This is a genomic window from Sorangium sp. KYC3313 (assembly GCF_052075895.1).
Taxonomy (GTDB): domain Bacteria; phylum Myxococcota_A; class Polyangia; order Polyangiales; family Polyangiaceae; genus Sorangium; species Sorangium cellulosum_B.
In genome coordinates, this window is record NZ_CP197255.1 from 11,743,707 (window position 1) to 11,766,601 (window position 22,895).

Sequence of the window (22,895 nt, forward strand, 5' to 3'; positions counted from 1 at the left end):
GGGGCCTCACTTCAGGAGATCACGGCGAGCGGTGCTGCGTGGCGGTCATGGACGGGCGCTGGCCGACGACGTCGAACCAGCGCGAAAGGCCGCTCCGGCCGCTGCGCCACGCCCGATCCGGCCAGCGGAAGTCGAGGTAGCCGAGCGCGCAGGCGACCGAGATCGCGCCGATGTCCGCGAGCGCTCCCGACAGCGTACCGGCGTCGCGCTCCAGCCTGTCGAGGCCGGCCTCGATGGCAGCCGCCTGGCGCTGCATGACGCTGCTCGATCGCTCGTCGGATGGGCGATGCTCGTCGGCGAAGAGGCGCCCGGCAGCAGCGCTGACACCATCCGCGATGCCCTGCCGGAGCAAGGCGCTCCACCGCGCCTCTCCCGGCGCTGGATACAGCCCGCCGGCCCCGAGGTGATCCAGGTATTCGCAGAGGAGCGCCGACTCGAAGAGCACCTGCCCGTCCTCCAGCACCAGCGTCGGGACCTTGGCCAGCGGGTTCAGCGACCGCAGCGCCGCGTCCGACCAGGGATTGACCAGCACAAGATCGATCCGGTCTCCCAGCTGCAGCTCGTGGGCGGCGACCCGCACCTTGCGGGCAAAGGGGGATGTGGAAGCGTAGAAGAGCTTCATGGCGAACAGCTCCGGACAAATCCGCTCATCTATTGGTATCTCAGCAAAGAAACATTGAACAGGGAGGCGGGGAGACGGGGAGGTTGTTGGGCTTTCAAGGCGGCGGCCAGCGGACGCCGAGCCCCTGGTGCGGCGAGTCGACGCTCAAACGGACGTCGTCCGCAGGGGCCGGCAGCGCGCGCCACACGTCGGGGTGCTGATCGGGCTGCTTGCCCTGGCTCTCCGCGAGCGCCTCGTAGAGCGCGCCCCGGTGGAGGACGTAGGCTCCCTTGGGGTACGTCACGGCGCGCTCGTCCGGGCTGAGCGTCGCGCGGTCGGTCCACCACTCCAGGCGCCGGTAGTCCTCGTCGAGGCCGCCCCCCATGAAGTCTCGGAAGCGGACCCGCTCGACCGCGACCGTCGGATTGTCCTCGGCCTGCACGCTGTCGAAGAGCCACTTGATGAACGGATAGGGCCCGTCCACCCGGTTGCCCTTCAGGATGTGCGGGTTCGGCGCGTTGCTGCCCACCGCGAAGACCTGCACCGGCTCGTCCGCGTCGGGGTAGACCTCGCCATAGTTGAAGTGGAACCCGAGGAAGACGTTGCGCTCGAAGCGTATCGTGGCGCCGGTGTCCACAGCGTGCGTGTACACCCCGCTCAGCGACGTGTCGGCGAAGTAGTTGTCCGTGAACGAGACCGTGTCCGGGGGCGAGCGCGGATCGCCGTCCACGCGCGTCGGGAACAGCTCGACGAAGAGGTCGCCCGTCCCGATCACGAGGTTGTGGTGGAAGCTCGAGCTGCCGTAGCGCTGGCCGAGCTGCACGTTGCCATCCTGGTAATGGTCGAACGCCGACCGCCACCGGACCGCGCCCGGCCCGATGACGTTGTGGTGGATCTCGCAGTCCGAGCCGAGCTGCCCGACCTGCAGCGCCTCGGTGCCGGTGCGCAGGAACCGGTTATCGTACACCTCGAGGCGCTCGAACGCATGCTGCGGCTGCGCCTGGGTGCTGCCGAAGTAGATCCCCTCCGAGCCGACGTCGTGCACGTAGAGGTCGTGGATCTTCACGTTGCGCATCGTGGCCTGCCCGTCGTCGTCGGTCTTGGCGATGATGCCGGCGAACTCGGCGCGCGCGACCTCGAGGGTGTCCAGCTCGAACTCCGACGCTCCTCCGCCGATGGCCAGCCCCGAGAGGCCCTCTTTGCTGAACGCGTCGTCGATGAAGATGCCGTACGTCCCCTGGCCATGGGCGAACGCGCCCTCGGCGTGCCCCCGGAACCCCTCGTCTCCGGTCTTCGAGACAGGGTCGTGCCGGCCCGTCAGGATCCAGCCCTTTCCGCCCTTGATCACGAACACGTAGTTGGCGGCGTCGCCCCCGACCTTGACCTGTCCGCCGAGGTTCGTGATCACGAGCGGGCGCTCCGCGCTCCGCTCGGGCAGGCCGCCGAGCAGGATGCTCCGGTAGCGGCCAGCCGGAATGTAGAGCCGATCGAGCGCGCTCCAGTCGACCTCCGGGAACGACCCGGCGAGATCGGGATAGGCGATCTCGGGGAGCTCACCCTCCCTCGGGGCCGGCTCCGGCAGCGTGAAGGTGGTCGTGGGCTGGCCGAAACGACCGTAGGCCGGGACGCCCGGCGTGGAGCCCCCCGCGCCAGGCGAGGAGCCACCGGCGGCGCCCGCGCCCGACGTGGAGCCTCCGGCGCCGCTCGCGCCCGGCGTGGCGCCTCCGGCGCCAGCGGTGGACTCCGCATCATCGCCGTCGCCGCCGCACGCCGCCATCGCGACGAGCAGGACACCTATCCTCGCGCCTTGCCGCATCCGCAGGAGGATACGCCATCAGCTGGGCACGCTGCGCCGAAAGCCGCGCACAGCGCGACGGCGCGTGGGCGCTGGTGCTCAGATCCGGGTGGACGTGATACCGGCTGCGCCGCAGAGCAGCGCTTCCCTCCCGTCAACCTACGCGTCTGACGGTGTGCGCACCGTCGTGCTCTCGCCGCCTCGCCTGCCGGTAGCCGAGGGGGCTCACGCCGTGGGCGCGCGCGAAGGCGCGCCCGAACGCGGGCTCGCTGTCGTAGCCGACGCGGGCGGCGACGAGCTTCACCGGGAGCGTCGTCTCGCCGAGCAGGACCGCGGCGCGCTCGAGGCGCAGCCGGCGCACGTGATGGCCGAGCGGCTCGCCGAGGAGCGCCGTCGCGCGCGCCGCGAACGCGGATCGCGAGAGCCCGGCCGCTCGCGCGAGGTCCCCGAGCTCCCACGCGCGCTCGGGCGAGGCGCGCACCCGCGCGAGCGCGGCCGCGATCGGCTCGTCCCGGAGCGCGTCCCGCCGCGGCAGCGACGCCGCGGGGTCGCGCAGCGCGCTCGCGAAGAGCGCGTGCGCCCACGCCTCGCCGACCGAGCGGCGCAGCGCCGCCGACAGGGCCGGCGGGCCGGCGAGCAGCGCGAGCGTGTCGTTGAGCCAGCGCGCGAGCCCCGGCGTCGCGCCCGCGACGTGCACCGCCGGCGGCAGCAGGGCGACCCACGGGGCGCCCGCCGCGTCGACATGCAGGTCGACGACGACGAGGCGCGTCTCCGGCGGGGCCTCCGTGGCCAGGGCGTCGTCGGCCACGGCGCGCATCCCGCGGCAGAGGGCCTCCGGGTGCGCGAGCGAGGTCGTCGGCCGATCGCGGATGGCGTGCTCCTCGGCGCGCGGCAAGAACACGAGCTCTCCCGCGCCGAGCGCGAGCCGCCGGCGCGCGACGTCGATCCACCCGCCGCCGCCGAGCGCCGCATACACCCGGGCGGAGGCGCGCTGCGCCGGCTGCCGCTTGCCCCAGCGCTCGCCGAGCGCGAAGCGCCTCACCTCGGCCTCGCGGAGCACGACGCTCCGGGCCAGCTCGTCGAAGGCGGCGGACATGGCGCGATCGACTCTACAACACCCGGCGGGCCGCGCCACGCCGGCGCGCGCGGCCCGCCGCGCGGGCGGCGCCGGCCGCGGGCCGTGGACGCGCGGATCGTGGAGCTGGACGCGCGGCAATCGCGGCGCCCCTACGCTGGCCTCGTCGACACGAAAGGAAAGGACATCCCATGACGCACCCCCTGCCGCATTCCCGTCCGCTCGACGCCGCCAAACGCTACGAGCAGGACTATGTGATGATCGTCGCGACGAGGAACGGTCGAGTCGTGCGCTACCGCGAGTACTGGAATCCAGCGCCCGTCCTCGAGGCCTTCGGCGGCGAGCTCGACGCCCATCGCGAGGAGGCGTCATGAGAACGCGCGCAGGGAGCGATGGGCCGCTCGTCCTGATCACCGGCGGGACGGGCACCACCGGGCGAGCCGTCGCCGCGCGGCTCGCGGCCGCCGGCGCGCGCGTCCGCACCGCGAGCCGCGCGGCGCCCGCCGCTCGCGACGGCGTGGAGCACGCCCGCTTCGACTGGGCCGACGCCGCGACGCACGAGGGCGCGCTCCGCGGCGCCGATTGCGTGTACCTCGTGGCGCCCGCGATGGTCGAGGATCCCTCGGCGCTCATGCTGCCCTTCGTCGAGCGCGCGCTCGCGAGCGGGGCTCGCCGCCTCGTCCTGCTCAGCGCGTCGCCCGTGGCGGAGGGGAGCCCCGGGCTCGGCCTCGTCCACCGCGCGCTCCGCGAGCGCGCTCCGGAGTGGACCGTCCTCCGACCGTCGTGGTTCATGCAGAACTTCATCGACCCGCGCCACCCGCACGCGGCGGCGATCGCCGGGCGAGGCGAGCTCACGACCGCGACGGGCGGCGGCCGCGTCGGCTTCGTCGACGCCGGCGATATCGCGGAGGTCGCCGCGCGCGCGCTCCTCGACGGCGCGCCGCACAACACATGTCACGTCATCACCGGCCCGGAGGCGCTCAGCTACGATGACGTGGCGGCCATCGTGTCCCGCATCGCCGGCCGGGCGATACGCCACGTCCGCGCCGGCGAGGAGGACGCTCGGGCGTACCTCGTCCGGGCGGGTATCCCATCGCCCTACGCCGCGTTCCTTGTGAGCCTCGATCTCGCCATCCGCGACGGGGCCGAGGACCGCGTCACCGACGTCGTTCAGCGCGTGACAGGCCGCGCGCCCCGCGCCTTCGGCGACCTCGCGCGCGCCCACGCGCACGTCTTCCGTGGAGAGCCCAGCGCGCGCCGCGGCGGCCCGGCCGCGTAGCGACGTCGAGCCGCCGAGCCCGCCGCGTCCAGCCGACAAGCGAGCTCCACGACGACTCGCCATTCACGCTCTCCCGATGTGCTCGACCCCACCACGGCGACAACACCCCTCGTCCAGCTCCCCGTTCTCCTGTAACCTGAGCAGCTGCGGGCAGGCAGCGCCTTCGCGGACACCGCACCTCAGGCGTCGTCGGGCCGGACAAGTCAAGGTCGAAGCATGACCGGGGGAGATTGGCGATGGGGACGAAGGACCGCGTGGAAGACTGGCATGACGTCCTGGACAACGCTTCGCTGGGCGTCCACCTGGTGGACGCGAACGGCAAGATCCTGTGGGCGAACAAGCTCGAGCTCGAGCTCCTCGGTTATACGCGCGAGAAGTACATCGATCGACACGTCACCGACTTCCACATCGACAAGGACGTGATAGACCAGATCCTCTGCTCGCTCGCGGGCACCGGCGAGCTGGCCTCCTACCCGGCCCGCCTCCGCGCCAAGGACGGCAGCATGAAGCACGTGCGGATCAACTCCAACGTCTTCAAGCGGGACGGCCAGTTCGTCCGCACGCGCTGCTTCACGAGCTGGTTCTCGGAGACCGTCTATGAGCAGCTCAAGAGCGAGATGCTCCGGGGGCGTCGTGCCGGGTGAGCGGGCGCAGGCGATCCTACGCTACATCGAGCAGCTCAAGGAGGGAGACGCGGACGCAGCGCTCGCCGAGGGATCGGACCCTGGCGACGATCTCGGCGTGATCGCGGAGGCGCTGGGGGTGCTCGGGGATGCGCTGAGGGAGCGGGAGGAGCTCGTCCAGATCGCCCAGGCGGTCGCGGCGAGCAACCTGAGGCGGCTTGACGACCTCGCCCAGGAGCTCTCGCGCACGAGGGCCCTCAACGCGGAGCAGCAGGCGACGATCCGCGCGCTGTCGACGCCGATCATCCAGGTCTGGGAGGGCGTGCTGATGATGCCGGTGCTCGGCGCGGTCGATCGGTGCCGGGCGGATCAGATGATGCAGGGGCTCCTCGGCGCGGTGTCGAACACCCATTGCAGGGTGGTGCTCATCGATCTGACCGGCGTCGACTCCATCGACGCCTCGCTCGGGAACATCCTTCTGTCGCTGGTCCACGCGGTGGAGCTCCTCGGGGCGAAAGGGATCATCGTGGGCATGCGGCCCGACGTGGCGCGCGGCCTCCTCGTGGACGGCGTGGACATGTCGGGGGTATCCACCTTCGCGCGGCTCCGCGACGCGCTCGTCCTCTGCATGAAGCAGGCGCCGCAGCGGGCGGGCCAGCTCAACTGACGCGCCGGGCGACGCGCCGGGCGACGCCGGACGCGCGTCACCCGTGCCAGAGCTCCTTCACCCCGTCGGCCATGAACTGCACGGCGATGGCGGCCAGGATGAGGCCCATGACGCGCTCGAGCACGGCCATGCCGGACGCCTTGAGCGCCCGCTGTACGAGCCCCGCGCCGCGCAGCACGAAGTAGGAGGCCACGAAGGTGATGGCGACGCCGGCGAGCACAAGCCCCATGGCCACGGGGTCGTTGCCCTCGCGCGCCATCAGCACCATCACCGTGGCGAGGGCGCCCGGCCCGGCGAGGAGCGGCATGGCCAGGGGCACGAGGGCCACGTCCTCCTTCGTGATGCCCTCCTGCTCCTCGGACGGGGTGGTGCGCGTCGCCGAGGAGCGGGCGCGCAGCATGTCGAGCGCCGTGACGAGCAAGAGCAGCCCGCCCGCGACGCGGAACGCGGCCAGCGAGACGCCGAAGACCTTGAAGACGACGCCGCCGAAGAGGGCGAAGAACAGCATGAGCCCGCCGGCGACGGCGCACGCCCGCCGCGCCGTGCGCCGCACCTTCTCCGGCGGGTCGCCCGCGGTCATCGTCAGGAACAGCGGCACGATGCCGAGCGGATCCACGACGAAGAAGATCGCCGACAGCGAGACGAGGAAGACCGAGACGTAATGGGCCATGCTCATCGGATGCGTCGCGGCCCCCGCGGGCCAGGCCCATCTCCCACATCCCGGGCGGCCGCGCCAGAAATGCCAATAGCGAGGGATTTGTCAGCGTCTTCTCCTGATCTCCGCGCAGCTCAGTCGAGCGGCACAGACGAGGACGCCGAGGCGACCAGGTAATCGTGCGCGAAGGCCCCGCGCTCCTTCGCGAGGGCGAGCGGGAAACCCGGCGCGACCGCCTGTCGACGGCGAGAGGCTACCGCGTCAGCCGGAGCTCCGAATACGGAGACTCCGGCGCTCCGGCCTTCGAGGGCTGCGCTACCGGTCGTTGCGGCGACGGCGAGGGCGGCGGGACAACCCCCCGCGACATCGACCCCCACGACGGCGGGGGCGCCGGCGGCGGGGGCGCCGGCAGCAGGGGCTGCCCCGCCGGATCACCCAGCTCGGCCGCGCTGAGCTGCTGCGTGCTGCCATCCCCGGACAGCGTCGTCTCCGTCGCGGCCGCGTAGGCCTCGGCTTGCTCGAGGACCCGCACGAAGTTCCCGCCCAGCAGGCGGAGGATGTCCGCATCCGAGTAGCCGCGACGGATGAGCTCCAGCGTGATGTTCGGGGCCCCGGCGCTGCCTGCGAGCCCCTCCTTGAGCGCCTCGCTCCCCTCGAAGACGGAGCCGAGGGCGACATGCTCGATCCCCGCGATCTTCACCACGTGGTCGATATGGTCGACGATCCGCCACAGCGGCGGCGTCTTCTCCCCTTCCCGGGTCCGGAGCTTCTCGATCTCCGCGCGGAGCGCCTTCGTGTCGCCCGGGTACCTCTCGCCGAGCTCCTTGAGGTGCGCCCCGTACTTCTGCGCGAAGCGCGCCGACTGCTCGGCATACGCCTCGTCCAGGAAGAGCGCCCAGGAGTTCACCATGACGAGGCCGCCGTTCTCCGCGATCCCGCGCAGCATGTAATCGTCGAGGTTGCGGCGGCGGTGGCCGGCGGCGGGCATCGTGGAAGAGGTGATGATCGGCGCCCTGGCCACCTTCATGACGCCCTGGAACGTGCTGTCCGATGCATGCGAGACGTCGACGAGCATGCCGATCCGTTGCATCTCGCGGACCACGGCCTCGCCGAAGGGGGAGAGGCCGCGGTCGCGGACGTACCCGGGATCGAGCGCTCCTCCCGCGGAGCCCGCCCAGTCGTTCGTGGTCATGTGCGTGAGCGCCATGGTGCGGACGCCGAGGCGGTAGAACGAGCGCAGCGCGGGCAGGGAGTTCTCGATGGCGTGCCCGCCCTCGATGCCCATGAGCACGGCGATCCTGCCTTCGCGCTCGGCGCGGCGCATGTCTTTCGCGTCGCGCACGAGCAACAGCGTCTCGCGGTGGCGCTCGATCTGCCGGTGGGTCGCCTCGATGAGATCGAGCGCGCGGCGCGCGGCGCTGCCGCCGAGCCGCGAGGACGAAGGCGGCGCGGGCGCGCCGACCTGGATCGGGAAGAACGCGCCGGTGACGCCGGCCGCCTTGATCCTGGCGACCTCCTCGGCCATCAGCTCGTCGTCCGAGCTCACCTGAGCGAACGAGCCGCCGAGGAGCAGCGAGGGCACGCCGCTGTGGCCATCCACGAGGATCGCCCTGGCTTGCAGCCGCGCGGCCCGCTGCTCCGGCGCCTCGAGCCCCGGGGGGATCGCCGTGAGATCGGGCGCCGACGTGTACCAGGGCCCGACGTCGGCGGCGGACGGCGCGAAGGCATCGGGCGCCGCCGCGGGCGCAGGGGAACGAACGCAGGCCGCGAGCGACGCGGCGGCGAGCAGCGCGAGCATTGGCGAAGTGCGCATGACCGGATCGTACCATGCGAGCTCGGCGGGAAAGCCAGCCATGAAGGCGGCAGGATCGTGCGCCGGAGAGGCGAGGCAGCGCCGCCGCCGGGCGCCGACATATCGGCACAGGTGGTGGCCCGTAGGCCTCGATGGCCCCCGTCGTGAGCCACCGTGGCGCAGGGCTGGCACCGCCGGCGCGCGCCGCGGAGCCGCGATAAGAGAGTGTTCTGTTCTTGGCGTCCTTGGCGCCTCGGCGGCTCATTTCTCGCTCGATCAACGTGCTCGGCGCTCTAGACTCGAACGAAAGACCCGATGTCGCTCAGACAGCGCGATTACATCCTCCGCATGATCGAGCAGCTCGCCGAGGCCGTCGGCCGGATCGCCGGGCTCCGGCGCGCCGGCGAGCTCGACGAGGCGGAGCTGCTCGTCCGCACCACCGCCGACGGGCTCTTCGGGCCGATGCGGGACATGCTCGACCGGCTCGACGCCGCGGGCGCGGCCACCCTGCTCGGCGACCACGAGAAGATCGGCGCGTACGCGGCGCTCTGCGCCGAGCAGGCCGAGATCCTCGAGCTCCGGGGCCGGGCCGCGCAGGCGCTCGCGGAGCGCAGGCGCGCGCTCGAGCTCTACCTCGAGGCGGTGAGCCGCGCGCCCGAGGGCAGCCCCCGCGCGCAGGAGGCCGCGCGCGCGCTCCTCGGCCGGCTGGACGCCGCGCGCCTGCCGGAGCGGTACCGTGCCCTCGCCGCGAAGCTCGGCTGAGCGGGGCAGCGGGGCTCGCCTGCCGCGCGCGCCGCGCCCCGCGCTGAATGTCGGGTTGCAGCGGCGCTGGCGCGCGACCATGACATGGGGAACCCCTGTGGAGACGACCCCCTCGTCCGCCAGCTTCGCCGCGCTCGGCATCGCACCTGCTCTCCTCGCCGTGCTCGCCGAGCTCGGTTACGAGGAGCCCACGCCGATCCAGCGCGAGGCGATCCCGCACCTCCTGACCGGGCGCGACCTGCTGGGGCAGGCCGCCACCGGGACCGGGAAGACGGCCGCGTTCGCGCTGCCGCTGCTCCAGCGCCTCCAGATCGGCGGCGAGCCGCCCGGCCCCCCCCAGGCGCTCGTCCTCGTGCCGACCCGCGAGCTGGCGATGCAGGTGGCCGAGGCGATGCACCGCTACGGCCGCCGGCTCGGCGTGCAGGTGCTGTCCGTGTACGGCGGCCAGCCCTTCGGCCAGCAGCTGCGCGCGCTCCGCCGCGGGGTCCACGTCGTCGTGGCCACGCCGGGCCGGACGCTCGACCACATCGGGCGCGGCACGCTCGCGCTCGACGGCATCCGCACCGTCGTGCTCGACGAGGCCGACGAGATGCTCGACATGGGCTTCGCCGAGGCGCTGGAGGAGATCCTCTCGGCCACGCCGGCCGCGCGGCAGACCGTGCTCTTCTCCGCGACGCTGCCCCCGCGGATCGCCGCGATCGCCGGCCGGCACCTGCGCGAGCCGGTGCGGGTCAAGATCGCGGGCGAGAAGGCGGCCCCCGGCGAGCTCCCCCGCGTCCGCCAGACGGCGTACATCGTGCCGCGGGCGCACAAGTCCGCCGCGCTGACCCGGGTGCTCGACATGGAGGACCCGTCGTCGGCCATCCTCTTCTGCCGCACCCGCAACGAGGTCGACGAGCTGACCGAGGCGCTGCGCGCCCGCGGCTACGATGCCCAGGCGCTCCACGGCGGGTTCTCGCAGGAGCACCGCGATCGCGTGATGGCCCGCTTCCGCGCCGGCACGGCCGAGCTGCTCGTCGCCACCGACGTGGCGGCGCGGGGGCTCGACATCGAGCATGTCTCGCACGTCATCAACTACGACGTCCCCTGCTCCCCCGAGGTGTACGTCCACCGCATCGGCCGCACGGGGCGCGCCGGCCGCGAGGGCGCGGCGATCACGCTGGTCGAGCCGCGCGAGCACTACCTGATCCGCAACGTCGAGCGGCTCACCGGGCAGCGCATCGAGGCCGCCACCCTCCCGACCGTGGCCGACCTGCGCGCGCGGCGCCTGGAGCTGACGCGCGCCTCGCTGCGGGAGGCGCTGATCGAGGGCGGCGCCGAGCGCTTCCGGGTCGTGGTCGAGGGGCTCGCCGACGAGTTCGACGTGATGGACATCGCGGCGGCGGCGGTGAAGCTCGCCCACGACGCGACGGAGGGGGACCGGGAGGAGGACGAGGCGGAGATCCCGTCGTTCCGGCCGCCTCCGCGCGGGCCGGATCGCGCCCGCGACGACCGCGCGCCGCGCGGGCCCGCGGGGCCGCGAGGGCGCCCGGGCGAGGCGCAGGCGCGGCCGCGGCGCGAGGGGCGGGAAGCGCGGGAGACCGACGGCAACGTCGCCCGGCTGTACGTCAGCGCGGGGCGCAACGCGGGCATCCGGCCGGCCGATCTGGTCGGCGCCATCGCGAACGAGGCGTCGCTGAGCTCCCGCGACATCGGCGCCATCGAGATCGCCGACGGCTTCTCCACGGTGGAGGTCCCGGCCGACGCGGCCGACGCCGTCATCGAGGCGCTGCGCGCCACGCGGCTGAAGGGCCGCAAGGTCCAGGTCCGCCGGGACGACGCGGGGTCCCGCGAGGCGCGAGGCGGGGCGGCCGAGGCCCGCGGCGGCGTGCCTGGGGCCCGCGGCGGCGTGGCTGAGGCTCGCGGCGAGGCGGCCGAGGCCGCGCCGCGCGCCGGCTCGGCCGAGACCCGGAACGGCGCGGCGGGCATGGCGCCCCCGCGGCGTCGCCCTCGGGCCTGAGCTCCACGGAGGCGTCGGCCACGATCCCTGTGGGATCCCCCCACACGCACGCTCGGCGTGCCGTGGGAACCGCCAGGGACAGGCCAAGGCGCGCCGGGGTGCCCCTCGGCCTTCCCCTCGTGTCCTTGGAGGCGGCTTCAGAGTCCCTGAGGAGACGACCCCTGTCCCCGTCATCCGGCGCCGTGTCCCTGGCGGCAATTCCGCAGTCGCCCTCGATGATTTCAAGAGCACCTCCGGGCTCTGCTCCGTCGAGGGAGAGAAGGAGCTCGACGCCTTGCTCGGAGAGACGCCGGCGCACGTCGGCGACGCGGAGTCGCGCGCCGTCAATCCGTCGCGGCGAGCCGCTTCCAGTCAGATGCCGGCCCCGCGCACCAGAAGGACCATCCCCGTCCCCATCACGGCGGCGCCGGCATAGCGCAGCCCCCGCGACAGGGACTCTCGACCGGCGGCGAGCTCGCCGAGGACGAGACCGCAGAGATGAAGCACGGTCGTGCTCAGCAGAAAGCCCATGGCATACAGCGCCGGGCTGACCGCATGAGGCATCTCCAGGCCGTGGGCATGTCCATGAAAGACACCGAACATCGCCACGCATCCGGAGAGCAGGAACGGTGAGGAGCCACGGGTCGTGGTGACGATGCCGAGACCGAGCGCCGCGACCGACGCCGCGATGCAAAGCTCGCCCAGGGGCATGGGCCATTGCGCCATTCCCAGGAGGCCGCCGACCAGCATCGCGGCGACGAACGTGGCGGGGATCCGGAGGAGGTGCTTTCCGCCGAGCTGCGAGCTGACGACACCGACGCTCACCATCGCGAGCAGGTGGTCCGCGCCGAACACCGGATGGAAGAGGCCCTTCAGAAATCCCGCATCGGCCCCGCCCGGGTGCGCCCAGCTCACGGAGGGCCACGAGACGAGCGTGGCGACGAGCAGGGCGCGCGCGCCGGGACATGAAGCCCATCCCATCGTCTTTTGGATCGTGGATTTCATGAGGCGCCTCTCCTCGTCAGGCGTTCGCCACGCGCGCTGCCGTCGATGCAGGATCGCTGTGGAAGAGCTTGTAGGCGAGCGCCGCGAGCAAGAGCTCGGTACCTGCGATGAGCACGTTCGGGTAGAGCGGGACGCCCGCGACGACCGGGAGCGGCACGTCGGGTCCCGCGAGCAGGCTGGTCCCCGGGATGAGCCACGTAATGTAGAAGAAGGGCGTCCAGATGATGACGACGATCCAGGCCGCCACGTTGAACCCGACCTGCGGCTCCATGGACCGCCGCCACATCATCCACAATCCGACGATCGTCACGCCACACAGGATGAGCAGCATGAGGGCGTCATGAAAGCGCGCATGCTCATGCCATGCAGGGTTGAACAGGTGGGTTTTATTCCAGTCCACGCCGACAGCGACGATGGCGCCGCTCGCCAGAACGAACGTGAGAACGACTCTTCCCAGGGTACTTCGGTTCATGGTGATAGGCTCCTGACTCTCGCTGGTTGAATAGCCCGCTTCCCTCATCAGCGCGGCCACCTTGCGCCGAAATTCATCGTAGCGGCGGAACGCGGCCGCGGCGCTGGCCGGGACAGTATCGAGAATTGCTGCGCCAGGCTCTCCCGCGGGGCCCGTGTCGTCTCGGCGACGTAGACGAGACATAGCCGCTCATTCACAAAAATAAAAATATATTGATCCAATCGATCGATTGGATCTTCTGATTGATCCATGGTACGGTCAAATGTCGTGGACCTACGACACCTTCGCTATTTCCTGGCCGTCGCCGAGGAACGCCATTTTGGCCGCGCCGCGCAGCGACTGCACATCGTTCAGCCGGCGCTGAGCATGCAGATTCGGGCGCTCGAAAACGAGATCGGCGGCGCGCTGTTCGTGCGGACGAGTCGGCGCGTGGAGCTGACCGAAGCCGGCGCATTGCTGGTCGTCGAGGCGCAGCGGGCGGTCGCGCAGGCGGAGCGGGCCAAGGCGATCGTCCAGCAATCGCTGCGCGGCGACATCGGCAAAGTTCGCATCGGTTACGCGGGCAACGCGATTCTCACTGGCAAGATGACGGACCACCTGCGAGCGTTCCGCAAAGCCCATCCTGCCGCGGAGATCGAGCTGCGCGAGATGCCACCTTCGAGGCAGACGGAAGCCGTGTTGACCGGCGAGGTTGACGTCGGCTACTGCCCGGCGTTCGCGCTCAAGGTAGATCCGCGGTTGAGCGTCCAACCGATCGGCGCTTGGCCGCTGGTGGTCGCGATGGCAGAGGAGCACACGCTCGCGGCGCACAGGCGCGTGACGCCGAAGATGCTCGCCGGAGAGCCGCTCATCATGTTCCCATCGGAAGAGGCCGGTGGCGACGAGCTGAAGAGATTGATTCTCGTGCTAGGACGCGAGCCGCGCCGGGTCCACCGCGCCGACACCACCTTGAGCATGCTGTCGTTGGCCGGCGCAGGCCTGGGCGTGGCGCTGGCTCCAAGACCGCTGATTCAGGTGAAGGTTCCCCGCATCGTCTATCGTCCGTTCGTCGCGCCGAAGAACGTCTTCGCCGAGCTGCTCCTGATCGGCCGCGCGGACGAGACCGCCGGCGCTGTACGCGCCTTCGTGAAGCTAGCATCCGGCTGCTCGGATCGGGCCACCTCACGGTCGTAAGCTCCCTTTCGTCGATGTCGTCATGCACGCACAGAATGGATTCGATATCCAGCATATCCCGCGAGCGATGGGCCACCGCCAACCTACGGCGACGGCGCGGACCTCGCGAGGATGGGGTCTACCGTACGGATACGAATCGTCCGGAGGGGGCCGGGGCCGCGTCCCGCCGACGGGACGGCGCGGGGCGCGGAGGCGCGGCGACCACCAGCGCGCCCGGCGGGCCTGGTGGCGATGGGCGTTCTGGGCTAGACGCGTCGCCATGCCATCGGAGAGCGCCATGCCTGGCGGAGACGATCTCGTCGCGCGCGACCGCCGCTGCGTGATGCACCCTTACGCCGCGCCCATCTCGAGCGCGCCGCTCTTCGCGGTCGAGCGCGCCGAGGGCGTTCGCCTCACCCTGACCGACGGCCGCGAGCTCATCGACGGCATGTCGTCCTGGTGGGCCGCCATCCACGGCTACGCGCACCCGGCGCTGACGGCGGCGATCAGCGCCCAGCTCGGGCGGATGAGCCACGTGATGTTCGGGGGGCTCACCCACGCGCCCGCGGTCGAGCTGTGCGAGGCGCTGGTGGCGCTCACGCCCGAGCCGCTGACGCGCGTCTTCCTCGCCGACTCCGGATCCGTGTCGGTCGAGGTGGCCATCAAGCTCGCTCTCCAGTTCTTCATTGCGCAGGGGCAGCCCGAGAAGCGCCGCCTGATCAGCGCGCTCGCCGGCTACCACGGCGACACGTTCGGCGCGATGGCGGTCACCGATCCCGTCAATGGCATGCACCACCTCTTCCGCGGCGCGCTCGCGCAGCACCTGTTCGCGGAAGCGCCCGGGCCCGCGTTCGACGCGCCCTGGTCGCCGGACGCCCTGAGCAGCATGGCCGCGCTGCTCGAGCGGCACGCGCACGAGGTGGCCGCCGTGATCCTCGAGCCGATCGCGCAGAACGCCGGCGGGATGCGCTTCTACCACCCGCAGTACCTGCGCGAGCTGCGCGCGCTCTGCGACCGCCACGGCGTGCTGCTCATCTTCGACGAGATCGCGACCAACTTCGGCCGCACCGGGGAGCTGTTCGCGTGCCACCATGCGGGCGTCGCACCGGACATCATGTGCCTCGGCAAGGCCCTCACCGGCGGCACGATGACCCTGGCCGCCGCGCTCTGCACGGAGCGCGTGGCCGCGACGATCGCCGGCAACGAGCCGCGCGTGTTCATGCACGGCCCGACGTACATGGGCAATCCGCTCGCCTGCAGCGCCGCGCTGGCCAGCATCCGGCTCCTGCTCGGCTCGCCGTGGCGCGCGCGCGTCTCGGCCATCGAGGCGCAGCTCCGCCGCGAGCTCGCCCCTTGCCGCGCGCTCGACGCGGTGGCCGACGTGCGCGTGCTCGGCGCCATCGGCGTGGTCGAGCTCAAGCAGCCCGTCGACACGGCGCGCGTGCAGCCGGCGTTCGTGGAGCGCGGCGTCTGGTTACGGCCTTTCGGGAAGCTGGTCTATACCATGCCTCCTTACGTCATCGAGCCAGCCGACCTATCGCGTGTCAGCGAGGCGATCGTGGGTGTGCTGTCGGGGGTCTGAGCCGCTGGACGCGCCGTGGGTGAAGGGCGCCTTTGAATCGAATCTCGACGCGCGCCTGGACACCTCGCCATGCTAGCGTGCACGCCCAGGTCATCGCTCCGGCGCACACGGAGCGCGCACGACCACGGGAGATACGAACATGACCAAGGGCGCATGTCTTTGCGGAACGGTCCGCTTCGAGATCGACGGTCCGTTCCAGACCATGCTGAACTGTCACTGCTCGATGTGCCGCAAGTTCAACGGCACGGCGTTCACCACGGCCGTTGTCGCGCCGCTGCCCGGCTTTCGCTGGCTCGCCGGCGAGGACGCCATCCGCCCGTCCTGCGCGAGCGACCGTCGCTCCTTCTGCGCCACCTGCGGCTGGGTCCGCGGTGACGCGCTGATCGCGAGCTACAAGGTGCCCGACGCGCGGTTCTTCACCGTCGCGTTCTGCGCGCGCTGCGGCGGCGCGGCCCCGCGCCAGTCACCCGAGCGCGGCTTCGCCGTGGTGCCCGCGGGCACGCTCGACACCGATCCCGGCATCCGCCCCGCAGCCCACATCTTCGTCGACTCCAAGGCGAGCTGGTTCCCGATCACGGACGACCTGCCGCGGTTCGCCGAGTACCCGCCCCAGGCCTGACGACAGCATCACGCGATCTGCCACGGCACCGTCACCGAACGGGCACGCGCGGTCACTCAGGTACCCGGGCGCCGCACGGCCCGCAACGCGTCTCGCCGAGCGAGCAGCCATGCGCGCGCCTCGCCCTCCGTGTCGAAGAACTGCTGCGGGTAGTGCCGTCCCGTGAGCATCTGCACGCCCTTCGCGAGGAGGGTCATGACGACGCGCAGGGAATAGCTCGCTCCGATGATCGCGACAGCATCGATGCGCGCTGCCCGCACTTCTTCCGTCACCACCTTGCGCGCCGCCGCCGAGAGGGGGCCCGTGTGGCGCGTGTCGGCGAGCACCAGGACGTCGCAGCCGCTCTCCGCCACGCGCCGGACCGCGCCGAGGACAGCGCGCGCTCGGTCTTCCGTGACCTCGCCGTGGATCGCCACCCGCAGGATGCCGTCGGGCTCGTCACGAACGTCGGGGCTCGCGTCGTTGAGGCCGAGATCGCTCATGCCGACCATGCTAGCGCCCCGACGGCGCGGCGGGGTGCGTACTCTCACGGCCCGCCGGGCTCGGCTGGATGTCCGAAGCGAGCCCGACCGCCGCGAGCGCGCGGATGAACAGGAAGGCGAGGTCGTGCTGCCCGGGCGCCATCGCTTGCCGGGCGGCGCGCGGGAAGGCGTGGTGGTTGTTGTGCCAGCCCTCGCCGAAGGTCAGGACCGCCACCCAGCCCACGTTGCGGCTCCCGTCGCGGGTATCGAACGCGCGGCTGCCGAAGCGGGCCGCGTGGCAGACGGAGTTCACCAGGTAGGTCGCGTGCATCCAGCACACGAACGGCACGAAGAACACGAAGGGCACCGCGGCCCAGCCGAGGGCGAGCCCCGCGAGCAGCAACGCCGCGATCTGCGGGGCGAAGCGCCAGCGGAGCAGCCACCGGTAGTAGGGATCGCCGACCAGATCGCGGCAGTATTTCTCCGGATCGCGTGGATCGGTGGAGGCATCGTCGAGGATCCACCCGAGATGGGCGTACCAGAGGCCGCGGCGCGGCGAGTGGACGTCGCCTTCGCGATCGGTGTGGGCGTGGTGCCGCCGGTGGGTCGCCACCCACGCGATGGGGCTGCCCTGGCCGCTGATCATCGCCACCGACACGAGCGCGTATTCGACCCATTTCGGGCAGCGGAACGCGCGGTGCGAGAGCAGCCGGTGCAGGCCGACCACGGTGGAGAGCTGGAGCGACGCGTACAGCGCCGCGGCGAGGGCGATGAAGCTCGCCCGGATCGGCAGGAACAGCCCGAGGACGGCGGCGGCGTGCACCAGGGCGAAGTAGGCGATCGCGACGAGGCGTGTGCGGCCCTTCATGGTGGATCTCCCGTGGCCTCACGCGGCCGCGCTGGAGCGGCCCGCCCGGCGGGGCCGGATCCGCGCGAGGCCGCGCGGATCGGCTCTGCAGGACGACGCCTCGATGCGCTGCGGCTCGAGGCCGAGCTCCCGCATCTTCTCCGTGTCCCAGGCCTCGATCGGATCGCGCCCCGCGATATAGCTGCGTGATCCGTTGGCGAGCGGCGCGCGCAGGCTCATCACCTCGGGCGCCGACATGACGACGCACGCCTTGTAACGGGGCAGATCGCTCGTCATCAGCCGATTCCACACGTGGCGGCCCACGTTGTGGAGGCTCCCCAGCGCGCGGCTCAGGCGCTGGAAATGGTCGATCACCTCCGAGGGGTGCAGCCGTGGCGGGCGGTGGCAGAGGGTGTATCCATCGAGGTCCCGGCTGATCACCCCGGGAAGGAGCCGGCCCTCGGCCGCCACCTGCGCGAAGAAGGGCGTCTCCGGGTACGGGCAGACGATCCCCAGGAAGGTCGGGCAGTGATCGCCGAGGTCGTGGAGGTACTCGGGCACCCGCTCGAGGTAGTCGTTGGTGTCCCCGTCCGCGCCCACCAGGAGCCCGAAGGAGAGGACGATCCCGCTCGCGAAGGCCCGCTGGATGACCTCCCGGACCTCGCTCAGCTTGTTCTGGCCCTTGTTCATCGAGCTGATCGACTCGGGGTTCAGCGACTCGAGCCCGGTGTAGACGTAGCGGCACCCTGCCCGCCCCATGAGGCGGACGAGCTCCGGGTCGCGCAGCACGTTGAACGTGAGCGCGCAGCCCCAGATCTTCTTGAGGGGCATCAGCGCCTCGCAGAGCTCGCGCAGGTAGCGGGGCGAGCCCCCCAGGTTGTTGTCGAGGAAGCTGAACACGTTGTTGGTCACCCCGGGAATGCGCTGGTTGAAGATCATCCGGTCGCGGATGTCCCGGATCACGTGGTCGATGGGGCGATAGCGATACTGTTCGTGCCCGGTCAAGACGCAGAAGTTGCAGGAGAACGGGCAGCCGCGCGACGCCTCGATGCCCGGCAGCCGGACGAGGTTGTTCCGGTAATCGACAAGGTCATAGCGGTAGGTGGGGATCTGCTCCGGGGGCACCGGCGGGAGCGCATAGACGGGCTGGAGCTCGCCCCGCTGGAAGTCGGCGATGAGGGCCGGGAGGTTGGCCTCCGGGTCCTCCGCGACCACGGCGTCGAAGTACTGCAGCGCGTCCGCGCGGAAATGGCTCGCGTGCCGCCCGCCGGCCACGGTGGTCATGCCTTGCCGCCGGAACAGCGTGGAGAGGACCTTGGTGTGCTCGTAATAGGCGTGCAGGTACGAGAAGAACACCAGGTCCCAGTGGCGATCGAGCGGGATGTCCGTTTCCTTCTCGTTGTAGAGCTCGATCTCGGCGTCGGGCGGGCACAGGGCCGCGAGCAGCTCGGGCACGGACGATTGCATGATCGAGCGCTCCTTGCGGAGCAGACGGCTCGGGTGCGTATAGGTCGAGATGATCGCGATGCGCATTGAGGACACTCCTGTTCAGCTCAGGACGTATCACACCCTCGCGGCAAGCAGGACGGAGACAGACGAGGGGGCGCGCTGGAGCACAACGAATGCGCCATGGGGTGGGCAGGGGTCAGCTCTGGGAGCACTCCACGCGACACGAGGACACAGGAGCCACTCGGCCGGGTCGACGGCGCCACCGCCGCCGTCCCAACCTCGGCGAACGCGACGGCGAACCGCACGATGACGTGTCGTCTCTGTTGCGATTCCCCGACAAACTTATCCTCGAATCGAAACATCTCCTCGCGCAGCATCCCGGGCTCCGGGGGTCGGCCGGACTGGCCAGTTGCGATTTCATGGAGACGTGACATTCACAATGCGCGTTCCGGCGTAGCGTGAAAGGGGCCGCTGCTGTCTGCTTCGGCCATTCCTTGCAATCGTCATCGAAGGCCAACAGGTGTCATCGTGCTAAAGTCATCCTTGTTCCCGCGCGCCCTCTCGCGCGCGGGGTATTCTCTTCTTCGGCGTGACCGCGTTCGATGGACGGCGGCCATGGCGCTCGCGACCGTCTGGGGCTGCGGCGGCTCGCCGGAGCCCGGTGAGCTCGGGACCGCCGAGCAGCCCGGCGATCTCGGGACCGCCGAGCTCGCCGCCTCCCTCCCGAGCGGGCGCGTGGTCATCAGCCAGGTGTACGGCGGCGGGGGCAACGCGGGGGCCGTCTACACGCACGACTTCGTCGAGCTGTTCAATCGGTCGAACAGCCCGGTGTCGCTCGCGGGGTGGTCCATCCAGTACGCGAGCGCCAGCGGCACGGGCGCCCTCGGGGCCACGACGGCGCAGCTCACGGAGCTGCCCGCGATCACCCTGCAGCCCGGCCAGTACTTCCTCGTGCAGGAGGCCGGGGGCTCGGGCAGCGGCGCGCCGCTCCCCGCGGCCGACCTCGTCGATGCGACCCCCATCAACATGAGCGGCACGGCCGGCAAGGTCGTCCTCGTCCGGCAGGCCACGGGCCTCGGCTGCAACGGCGGCACCGCGCCCTGCTCGGCGGCCCAGGAAGCGCTGATCGAGGATCTGGTCGGCTTCGGCGGGGCGAGCTACTTCGAGGGCGCCGCGCCGGCGCCGGCGACCGCCAACGCGACGGCGTCGCTCCGGCAGGGCGCTGGCTGCCAGGACACGGGCAGCAACATCGACGACCTCTCGACCGGGACCCCTACCCCCCGCAACACCTCGACCGCCGCGCTCGAATGCGGCGGCGACACCCCGCCGGTGGTGACCTCGACGGCGCCCAGAGACGGCGCGACGGGCGCCGACCCGACCGCGCGCCTGAGCGTGACGTTCAGCGAGGCGGTGGCCGTCGCGGAGGCCTTCGAGCTCTCCTGCGAGGGCGGCGCGCGCCCGATCGCGGTCAGCGGCGGCCCCCTCGCCTTCACGCTCACGCCGGCCGAGCCGCTCCCCCCGAGCGCCGCGTGCCTCCTCGTCGTGCGGGCGAGCGGCGTGCAGGAGCAGGACCCGGGGAGCAACGGGACGATCGACCCCCTGCCCGCCGACGTGTCGGTCTCGTTCACCACGGCGCAGGCGGCGCAGGCGCTCGCGATCCACGACATCCAGGGGCGCGCGCACCTGTCGCCCCATTCGGGCGCGGTCGTGAAGACGACAGGCCTCGTGGCGACCCTGCGCAGCAACGGCTTCACCGTGGAGTCGCCGGCGCCGGACGGCGATCCGGCCACCTCCGAGGGGCTGCTCGTCTTCACCGGCGCCGCGCCGTCGGTGAGGGTCGGCGACCTTGTCGAGCTCACCGGCGAGGTCACGGAGTACCGCGCCGGCTGCGCGGACCCGTGCACGCCCTCCCGCGGCAGCGCGTACCACAACCTGACGGTCACCGAGCTCGCCCGCCCGCAGATCGCCGTCCTCTCGAGCGGCCATGCGCTGCCGGCCCCTGTCTCGATCGGCTTCGCGCCCGGCGCGCGCCGCCCCCCGACGCAGATCATCGAGGACGACGCCGGCGGCAGCGTCGAGGCCGCGAACGGCTTCGACCCCGAGGCCGACGGCATCGATTTCTGGGAGAGCCTCGAGGGCATGCGGGTGAGCGTCAACGCCCCGGCCGTCGTGGGCCCCACCCGCGAGTTCCCGAGTTCCGGGACCGCGGAGATCGCGCTGGTCCCGGGCGACCGCGACGCGGCCACGGGCGACGCGGCCGGCCTGCGCAGCGCGCGCGGGGCCGTCGTCATCAGCCCCGGCGACTTCAACCCGGAGCGGATCCTGCTCCAGGTCCCGCTGCGCGCCTCGGCGCCCGCGCTGGACGTCGGCGCCACGTTCGCCGGGCCCATCGTGGGCACGGTCGACTACAACTTCGCCAACTACAAGCTCCTGCCGGTCGACGAGGCGCTCCCCGCGGCGACCTCGACGCTCTCGCGCGAGGTCACGTCGCTCGGACCGCGGACCGCCGACGACCTCGACGTGGCCGCGTTCAACGTCGAGAACCTCGATCCGGGCGACCCGCAGGACAAGTTCGATCGCCTCGCGCGGATCCTCGTCGAGAACCTCGGCAGCCCCGACCTCGTCGCGCTCGAAGAGGTCCAGGACAACAGCGGCCCGACCAACAATGGAGTGGTGGACGCCTCGACCACGTTCGCGCGGCTCATCGCCGCGATCGCGGCCGTGCCGGGCGGGCCCAGCACCTATCAATTCCGCAGCATCGATCCGACCGACGGCACGGACGGCGGGGAGCCCGGCGGCAACATCCGCGTGGGCTTCCTGTTCCGGACCGACCGCGGGCTCGAGTTCGTCGATCGCCCGGGCGCCGGCGCCCTGACGCCGAACGAGGTGATCGGCGGCGCGGGCGGCGTGTCGCTGCGCTACAGCCCCGGCCGCATCGACCCGGGCAATCCGGCCTTCGCCAGCAGCCGCAAGCCGCTGGCAGGCGAGTTCCGCTGGAACGGCCAGCCGCTGTTCGTGGTGGCCAACCACTGGAACTCCAAGGGCGGCGACGAGCCGCTCTACGGGCGCTTCCAGCCCCCGACCCTCTCGAGCGAGGCCCAGCGGCGACAGCAGGCCACCGTGGTGGCCGGCTTCGTGCGGCAGATCCTCGACAGCGATCCTTCCGCCAACGTCGTGGTCCTGGGCGACCTGAACGACTTCCAGTTCTCGGCGCCGCTCGGGATCCTCAAGGACGCCGGGCTGACGACGCTCATCGAGACGCTCCCGCCGGAGGAGCGCTACACGTACGTGTTCGACGGCAATGGCCAGTCGCTCGACCACGTGCTGGTCAGCGCCAACCTGGCCGGGCCGAAGCTCGTGGGCTTCGACGTCGTCCATGTCAATGCGGAGTTCGCCGACCAGGCCAGCGACCACGACCCCGGCGTCGCGCGCTTCCGCGTCACGCCCGCGCCGGACATGGATGGCGACGGCGTCCCCGACGCGAGCGACAACTGCCCGGCCGAGCCCAACGCCGCTCAAGGCGACTCGGACGGCGACGGCCTCGGCAACGCCTGCGACCTCGAGTGCGTCAGCGTTCGTCGCGGCGCGTTCGGCGCCGTGCAGGACACCTTCGTCGAGGGCCCCACGACGGGCTGGGCGTACGGCGCGTATCCCTACCTCATCACCAGCGCGAGCGCGGTCCAGCCGGCGACGGCGGTCCTCGCCTACGATCTGTCGTTCATCCCGGAGGGCTCCAGCGTGACCTCGGCGACGCTATCGCTGTCCTATGCCTGGAAGCCCGCGGGCAGCGTCGTGACGGTGCACCGCGTGAACGGCGCCTGGGAGGAATCGACGCTCCATGGCGGCGGGTTCAGCGGAACCAGCCCGGCGGTCGAGGCCTCCCTCACCACGCTGGCGCAGACCGACGCGTTCATCACCGCCGATCTGACGTCCCTCGTGCAGGGCTGGGTCGATGGCGCGCAGCCGAACCACGGCGTCGCGCTGGTCGACGCGAACAACAGGACCGACTTCCGCGCGAGCGAGTATCCCGACATCGCGCGCAGGCCCAAGCTCGACGTCTGCTATCACGCGGCCGAGTAGC

At 71.5% G+C, this 22,895-nt stretch carries 20 protein-coding genes; 10 read left to right on the plus strand and 10 right to left on the minus strand.

The window, feature by feature from the left end:
• Positions 1-19 precede the first annotated feature (19 nt).
• The 3 genes from ACSRUE_RS44730 to ACSRUE_RS44740 form a co-directional block, all read right to left on the minus strand.
• Positions 20-622 (minus strand): glutathione S-transferase N-terminal domain-containing protein, encoded by a 603-nt coding sequence (locus ACSRUE_RS44730; protein WP_441288902.1) that lies wholly within the window; start codon positions 620-622, stop codon positions 20-22.
• Positions 623-716: 94 nt separating this feature from the next.
• Positions 717-2,417 (minus strand): right-handed parallel beta-helix repeat-containing protein, encoded by a 1,701-nt coding sequence (locus ACSRUE_RS44735; RefSeq protein WP_441288903.1) that lies wholly within the window; start codon positions 2,415-2,417, stop codon positions 717-719.
• Positions 2,418-2,550: 133 nt separating this feature from the next.
• Positions 2,551-3,492 carry a helix-turn-helix domain-containing protein gene (locus ACSRUE_RS44740; RefSeq protein ID WP_437761599.1) on the minus strand — a complete coding sequence of 314 codons (942 nt, stop codon included), beginning with the start codon at positions 3,490-3,492 and terminating at the stop codon, positions 2,551-2,553.
• A gap of 170 nt (positions 3,493-3,662) precedes the next feature.
• Between ACSRUE_RS44740 and ACSRUE_RS44745 the strand changes: the two genes are divergently transcribed.
• The 4 genes from ACSRUE_RS44745 (at position 3,663) to ACSRUE_RS44760 (ending at position 6,040) form a co-directional block, all read left to right on the plus strand.
• Positions 3,663-3,845 (plus strand): nuclear transport factor 2 family protein, encoded by a 183-nt coding sequence (locus tag ACSRUE_RS44745; protein WP_441288904.1) that lies wholly within the window; start codon positions 3,663-3,665, stop codon positions 3,843-3,845.
• Positions 3,842-4,750, plus strand: coding sequence for an NmrA family NAD(P)-binding protein (locus ACSRUE_RS44750; protein WP_437761601.1), 909 nt, complete (start codon positions 3,842-3,844; stop codon positions 4,748-4,750). The genes ACSRUE_RS44745 and ACSRUE_RS44750 overlap by 4 nt, the downstream gene beginning before the upstream one ends.
• A gap of 254 nt (positions 4,751-5,004) precedes the next feature.
• Positions 5,005-5,394, plus strand: coding sequence for a PAS domain S-box protein (locus ACSRUE_RS44755; RefSeq protein ID WP_441288905.1), 390 nt, complete (start codon positions 5,005-5,007; stop codon positions 5,392-5,394).
• A complete protein-coding gene (locus ACSRUE_RS44760; protein ID WP_441288906.1) occupies positions 5,348-6,040 on the plus strand; it encodes an STAS domain-containing protein in 693 nt (230 codons plus the stop codon). The genes ACSRUE_RS44755 and ACSRUE_RS44760 overlap by 47 nt, the downstream gene beginning before the upstream one ends.
• A 37-nt stretch (positions 6,041-6,077) precedes the next feature.
• On the opposite strand, the gene ACSRUE_RS44765 is transcribed toward ACSRUE_RS44760, so the two are convergent.
• Both ACSRUE_RS44765 and ACSRUE_RS44770 read right to left on the minus strand, forming a co-directional pair.
• The gene (locus ACSRUE_RS44765; RefSeq protein WP_441293195.1) at positions 6,078-6,710 is read right to left on the minus strand and encodes a MarC family protein; all 633 of its coding nucleotides are present in this window, start codon (positions 6,708-6,710) and stop codon (positions 6,078-6,080) included.
• Positions 6,711-6,948: 238 nt separating this feature from the next.
• Complete coding sequence (locus ACSRUE_RS44770; RefSeq protein WP_441288907.1) at positions 6,949-8,508, minus strand: dipeptidase; 1,560 nt, start codon at positions 8,506-8,508, stop codon at positions 6,949-6,951.
• A 294-nt stretch (positions 8,509-8,802) separates the two neighbouring features.
• On the opposite strand from ACSRUE_RS44770, the gene ACSRUE_RS44775 reads away from it, so the two are divergent.
• Together ACSRUE_RS44775 and ACSRUE_RS44780 are read left to right on the plus strand one after the other, a co-directional pair.
• Complete coding sequence (locus tag ACSRUE_RS44775; RefSeq protein WP_441288908.1) at positions 8,803-9,249, plus strand: hypothetical protein; 447 nt, start codon at positions 8,803-8,805, stop codon at positions 9,247-9,249.
• 79 nt (positions 9,250-9,328) lie between these two features.
• Positions 9,329-11,248, plus strand: a complete 1,920-nt coding sequence (locus tag ACSRUE_RS44780) for a DEAD/DEAH box helicase (protein WP_441288909.1) — start codon at positions 9,329-9,331, stop codon at positions 11,246-11,248.
• Positions 11,249-11,599: 351 nt separating this feature from the next.
• On the opposite strand, the gene ACSRUE_RS44785 is transcribed toward ACSRUE_RS44780, so the two are convergent.
• Entirely contained in the window at positions 11,600-12,232 is a 633-nt protein-coding gene (locus tag ACSRUE_RS44785; RefSeq protein WP_437755427.1) for a HupE/UreJ family protein, read from the minus strand.
• A 16-nt stretch (positions 12,233-12,248) separates the two neighbouring features.
• Positions 12,249-12,887: a DUF6640 family protein gene (locus ACSRUE_RS44790; RefSeq protein ID WP_441288910.1), complete on the minus strand. Its 639-nt coding sequence runs from the start codon at positions 12,885-12,887 to the stop codon at positions 12,249-12,251.
• Positions 12,888-12,971: 84 nt separating this feature from the next.
• Here ACSRUE_RS44790 and ACSRUE_RS44795 point away from each other — a divergent pair, with 84 nt between their 5' ends.
• The 3 genes from ACSRUE_RS44795 (at position 12,972) to ACSRUE_RS44805 (ending at position 16,057) form a co-directional block, all read left to right on the plus strand.
• Positions 12,972-13,877 carry a LysR substrate-binding domain-containing protein gene (locus tag ACSRUE_RS44795; protein ID WP_441288911.1) on the plus strand — a complete coding sequence of 302 codons (906 nt, stop codon included), beginning with the start codon at positions 12,972-12,974 and terminating at the stop codon, positions 13,875-13,877.
• 277 nt (positions 13,878-14,154) lie between these two features.
• Positions 14,155-15,438: an adenosylmethionine--8-amino-7-oxononanoate transaminase gene (gene bioA / locus ACSRUE_RS44800; protein WP_441288912.1), complete on the plus strand. Its 1,284-nt coding sequence runs from the start codon at positions 14,155-14,157 to the stop codon at positions 15,436-15,438.
• A gap of 139 nt (positions 15,439-15,577) precedes the next feature.
• Positions 15,578-16,057 (plus strand): GFA family protein, encoded by a 480-nt coding sequence (locus ACSRUE_RS44805; protein WP_441288913.1) that lies wholly within the window; start codon positions 15,578-15,580, stop codon positions 16,055-16,057.
• A gap of 56 nt (positions 16,058-16,113) precedes the next feature.
• Here ACSRUE_RS44805 and ACSRUE_RS44810 read toward each other — a convergent pair whose 3' ends face one another.
• The 3 genes from ACSRUE_RS44810 to ACSRUE_RS44820 are packed head-to-tail and all read right to left on the minus strand — an operon-like array spanning position 16,114 to position 18,898.
• On the minus strand, positions 16,114-16,539 hold the full coding sequence (locus ACSRUE_RS44810; RefSeq protein WP_437761613.1) for an STAS/SEC14 domain-containing protein: 426 nt from the start codon (positions 16,537-16,539) through the stop codon (positions 16,114-16,116).
• Positions 16,540-16,549: 10 nt separating this feature from the next.
• Positions 16,550-17,386 carry an acyl-CoA desaturase gene (locus tag ACSRUE_RS44815; protein ID WP_441288914.1) on the minus strand — a complete coding sequence of 279 codons (837 nt, stop codon included), beginning with the start codon at positions 17,384-17,386 and terminating at the stop codon, positions 16,550-16,552.
• 18 nt (positions 17,387-17,404) lie between these two features.
• Positions 17,405-18,898: a B12-binding domain-containing radical SAM protein gene (locus ACSRUE_RS44820; RefSeq protein ID WP_441288915.1), complete on the minus strand. Its 1,494-nt coding sequence runs from the start codon at positions 18,896-18,898 to the stop codon at positions 17,405-17,407.
• Between the two features lie 531 nt (positions 18,899-19,429).
• Between ACSRUE_RS44820 and ACSRUE_RS44825 the strand changes: the two genes are divergently transcribed.
• Positions 19,430-22,894 (plus strand): DNRLRE domain-containing protein, encoded by a 3,465-nt coding sequence (locus tag ACSRUE_RS44825; RefSeq protein WP_441288916.1) that lies wholly within the window; start codon positions 19,430-19,432, stop codon positions 22,892-22,894.
• The last annotated feature ends 1 nt before the right edge of the window (position 22,895 follow it).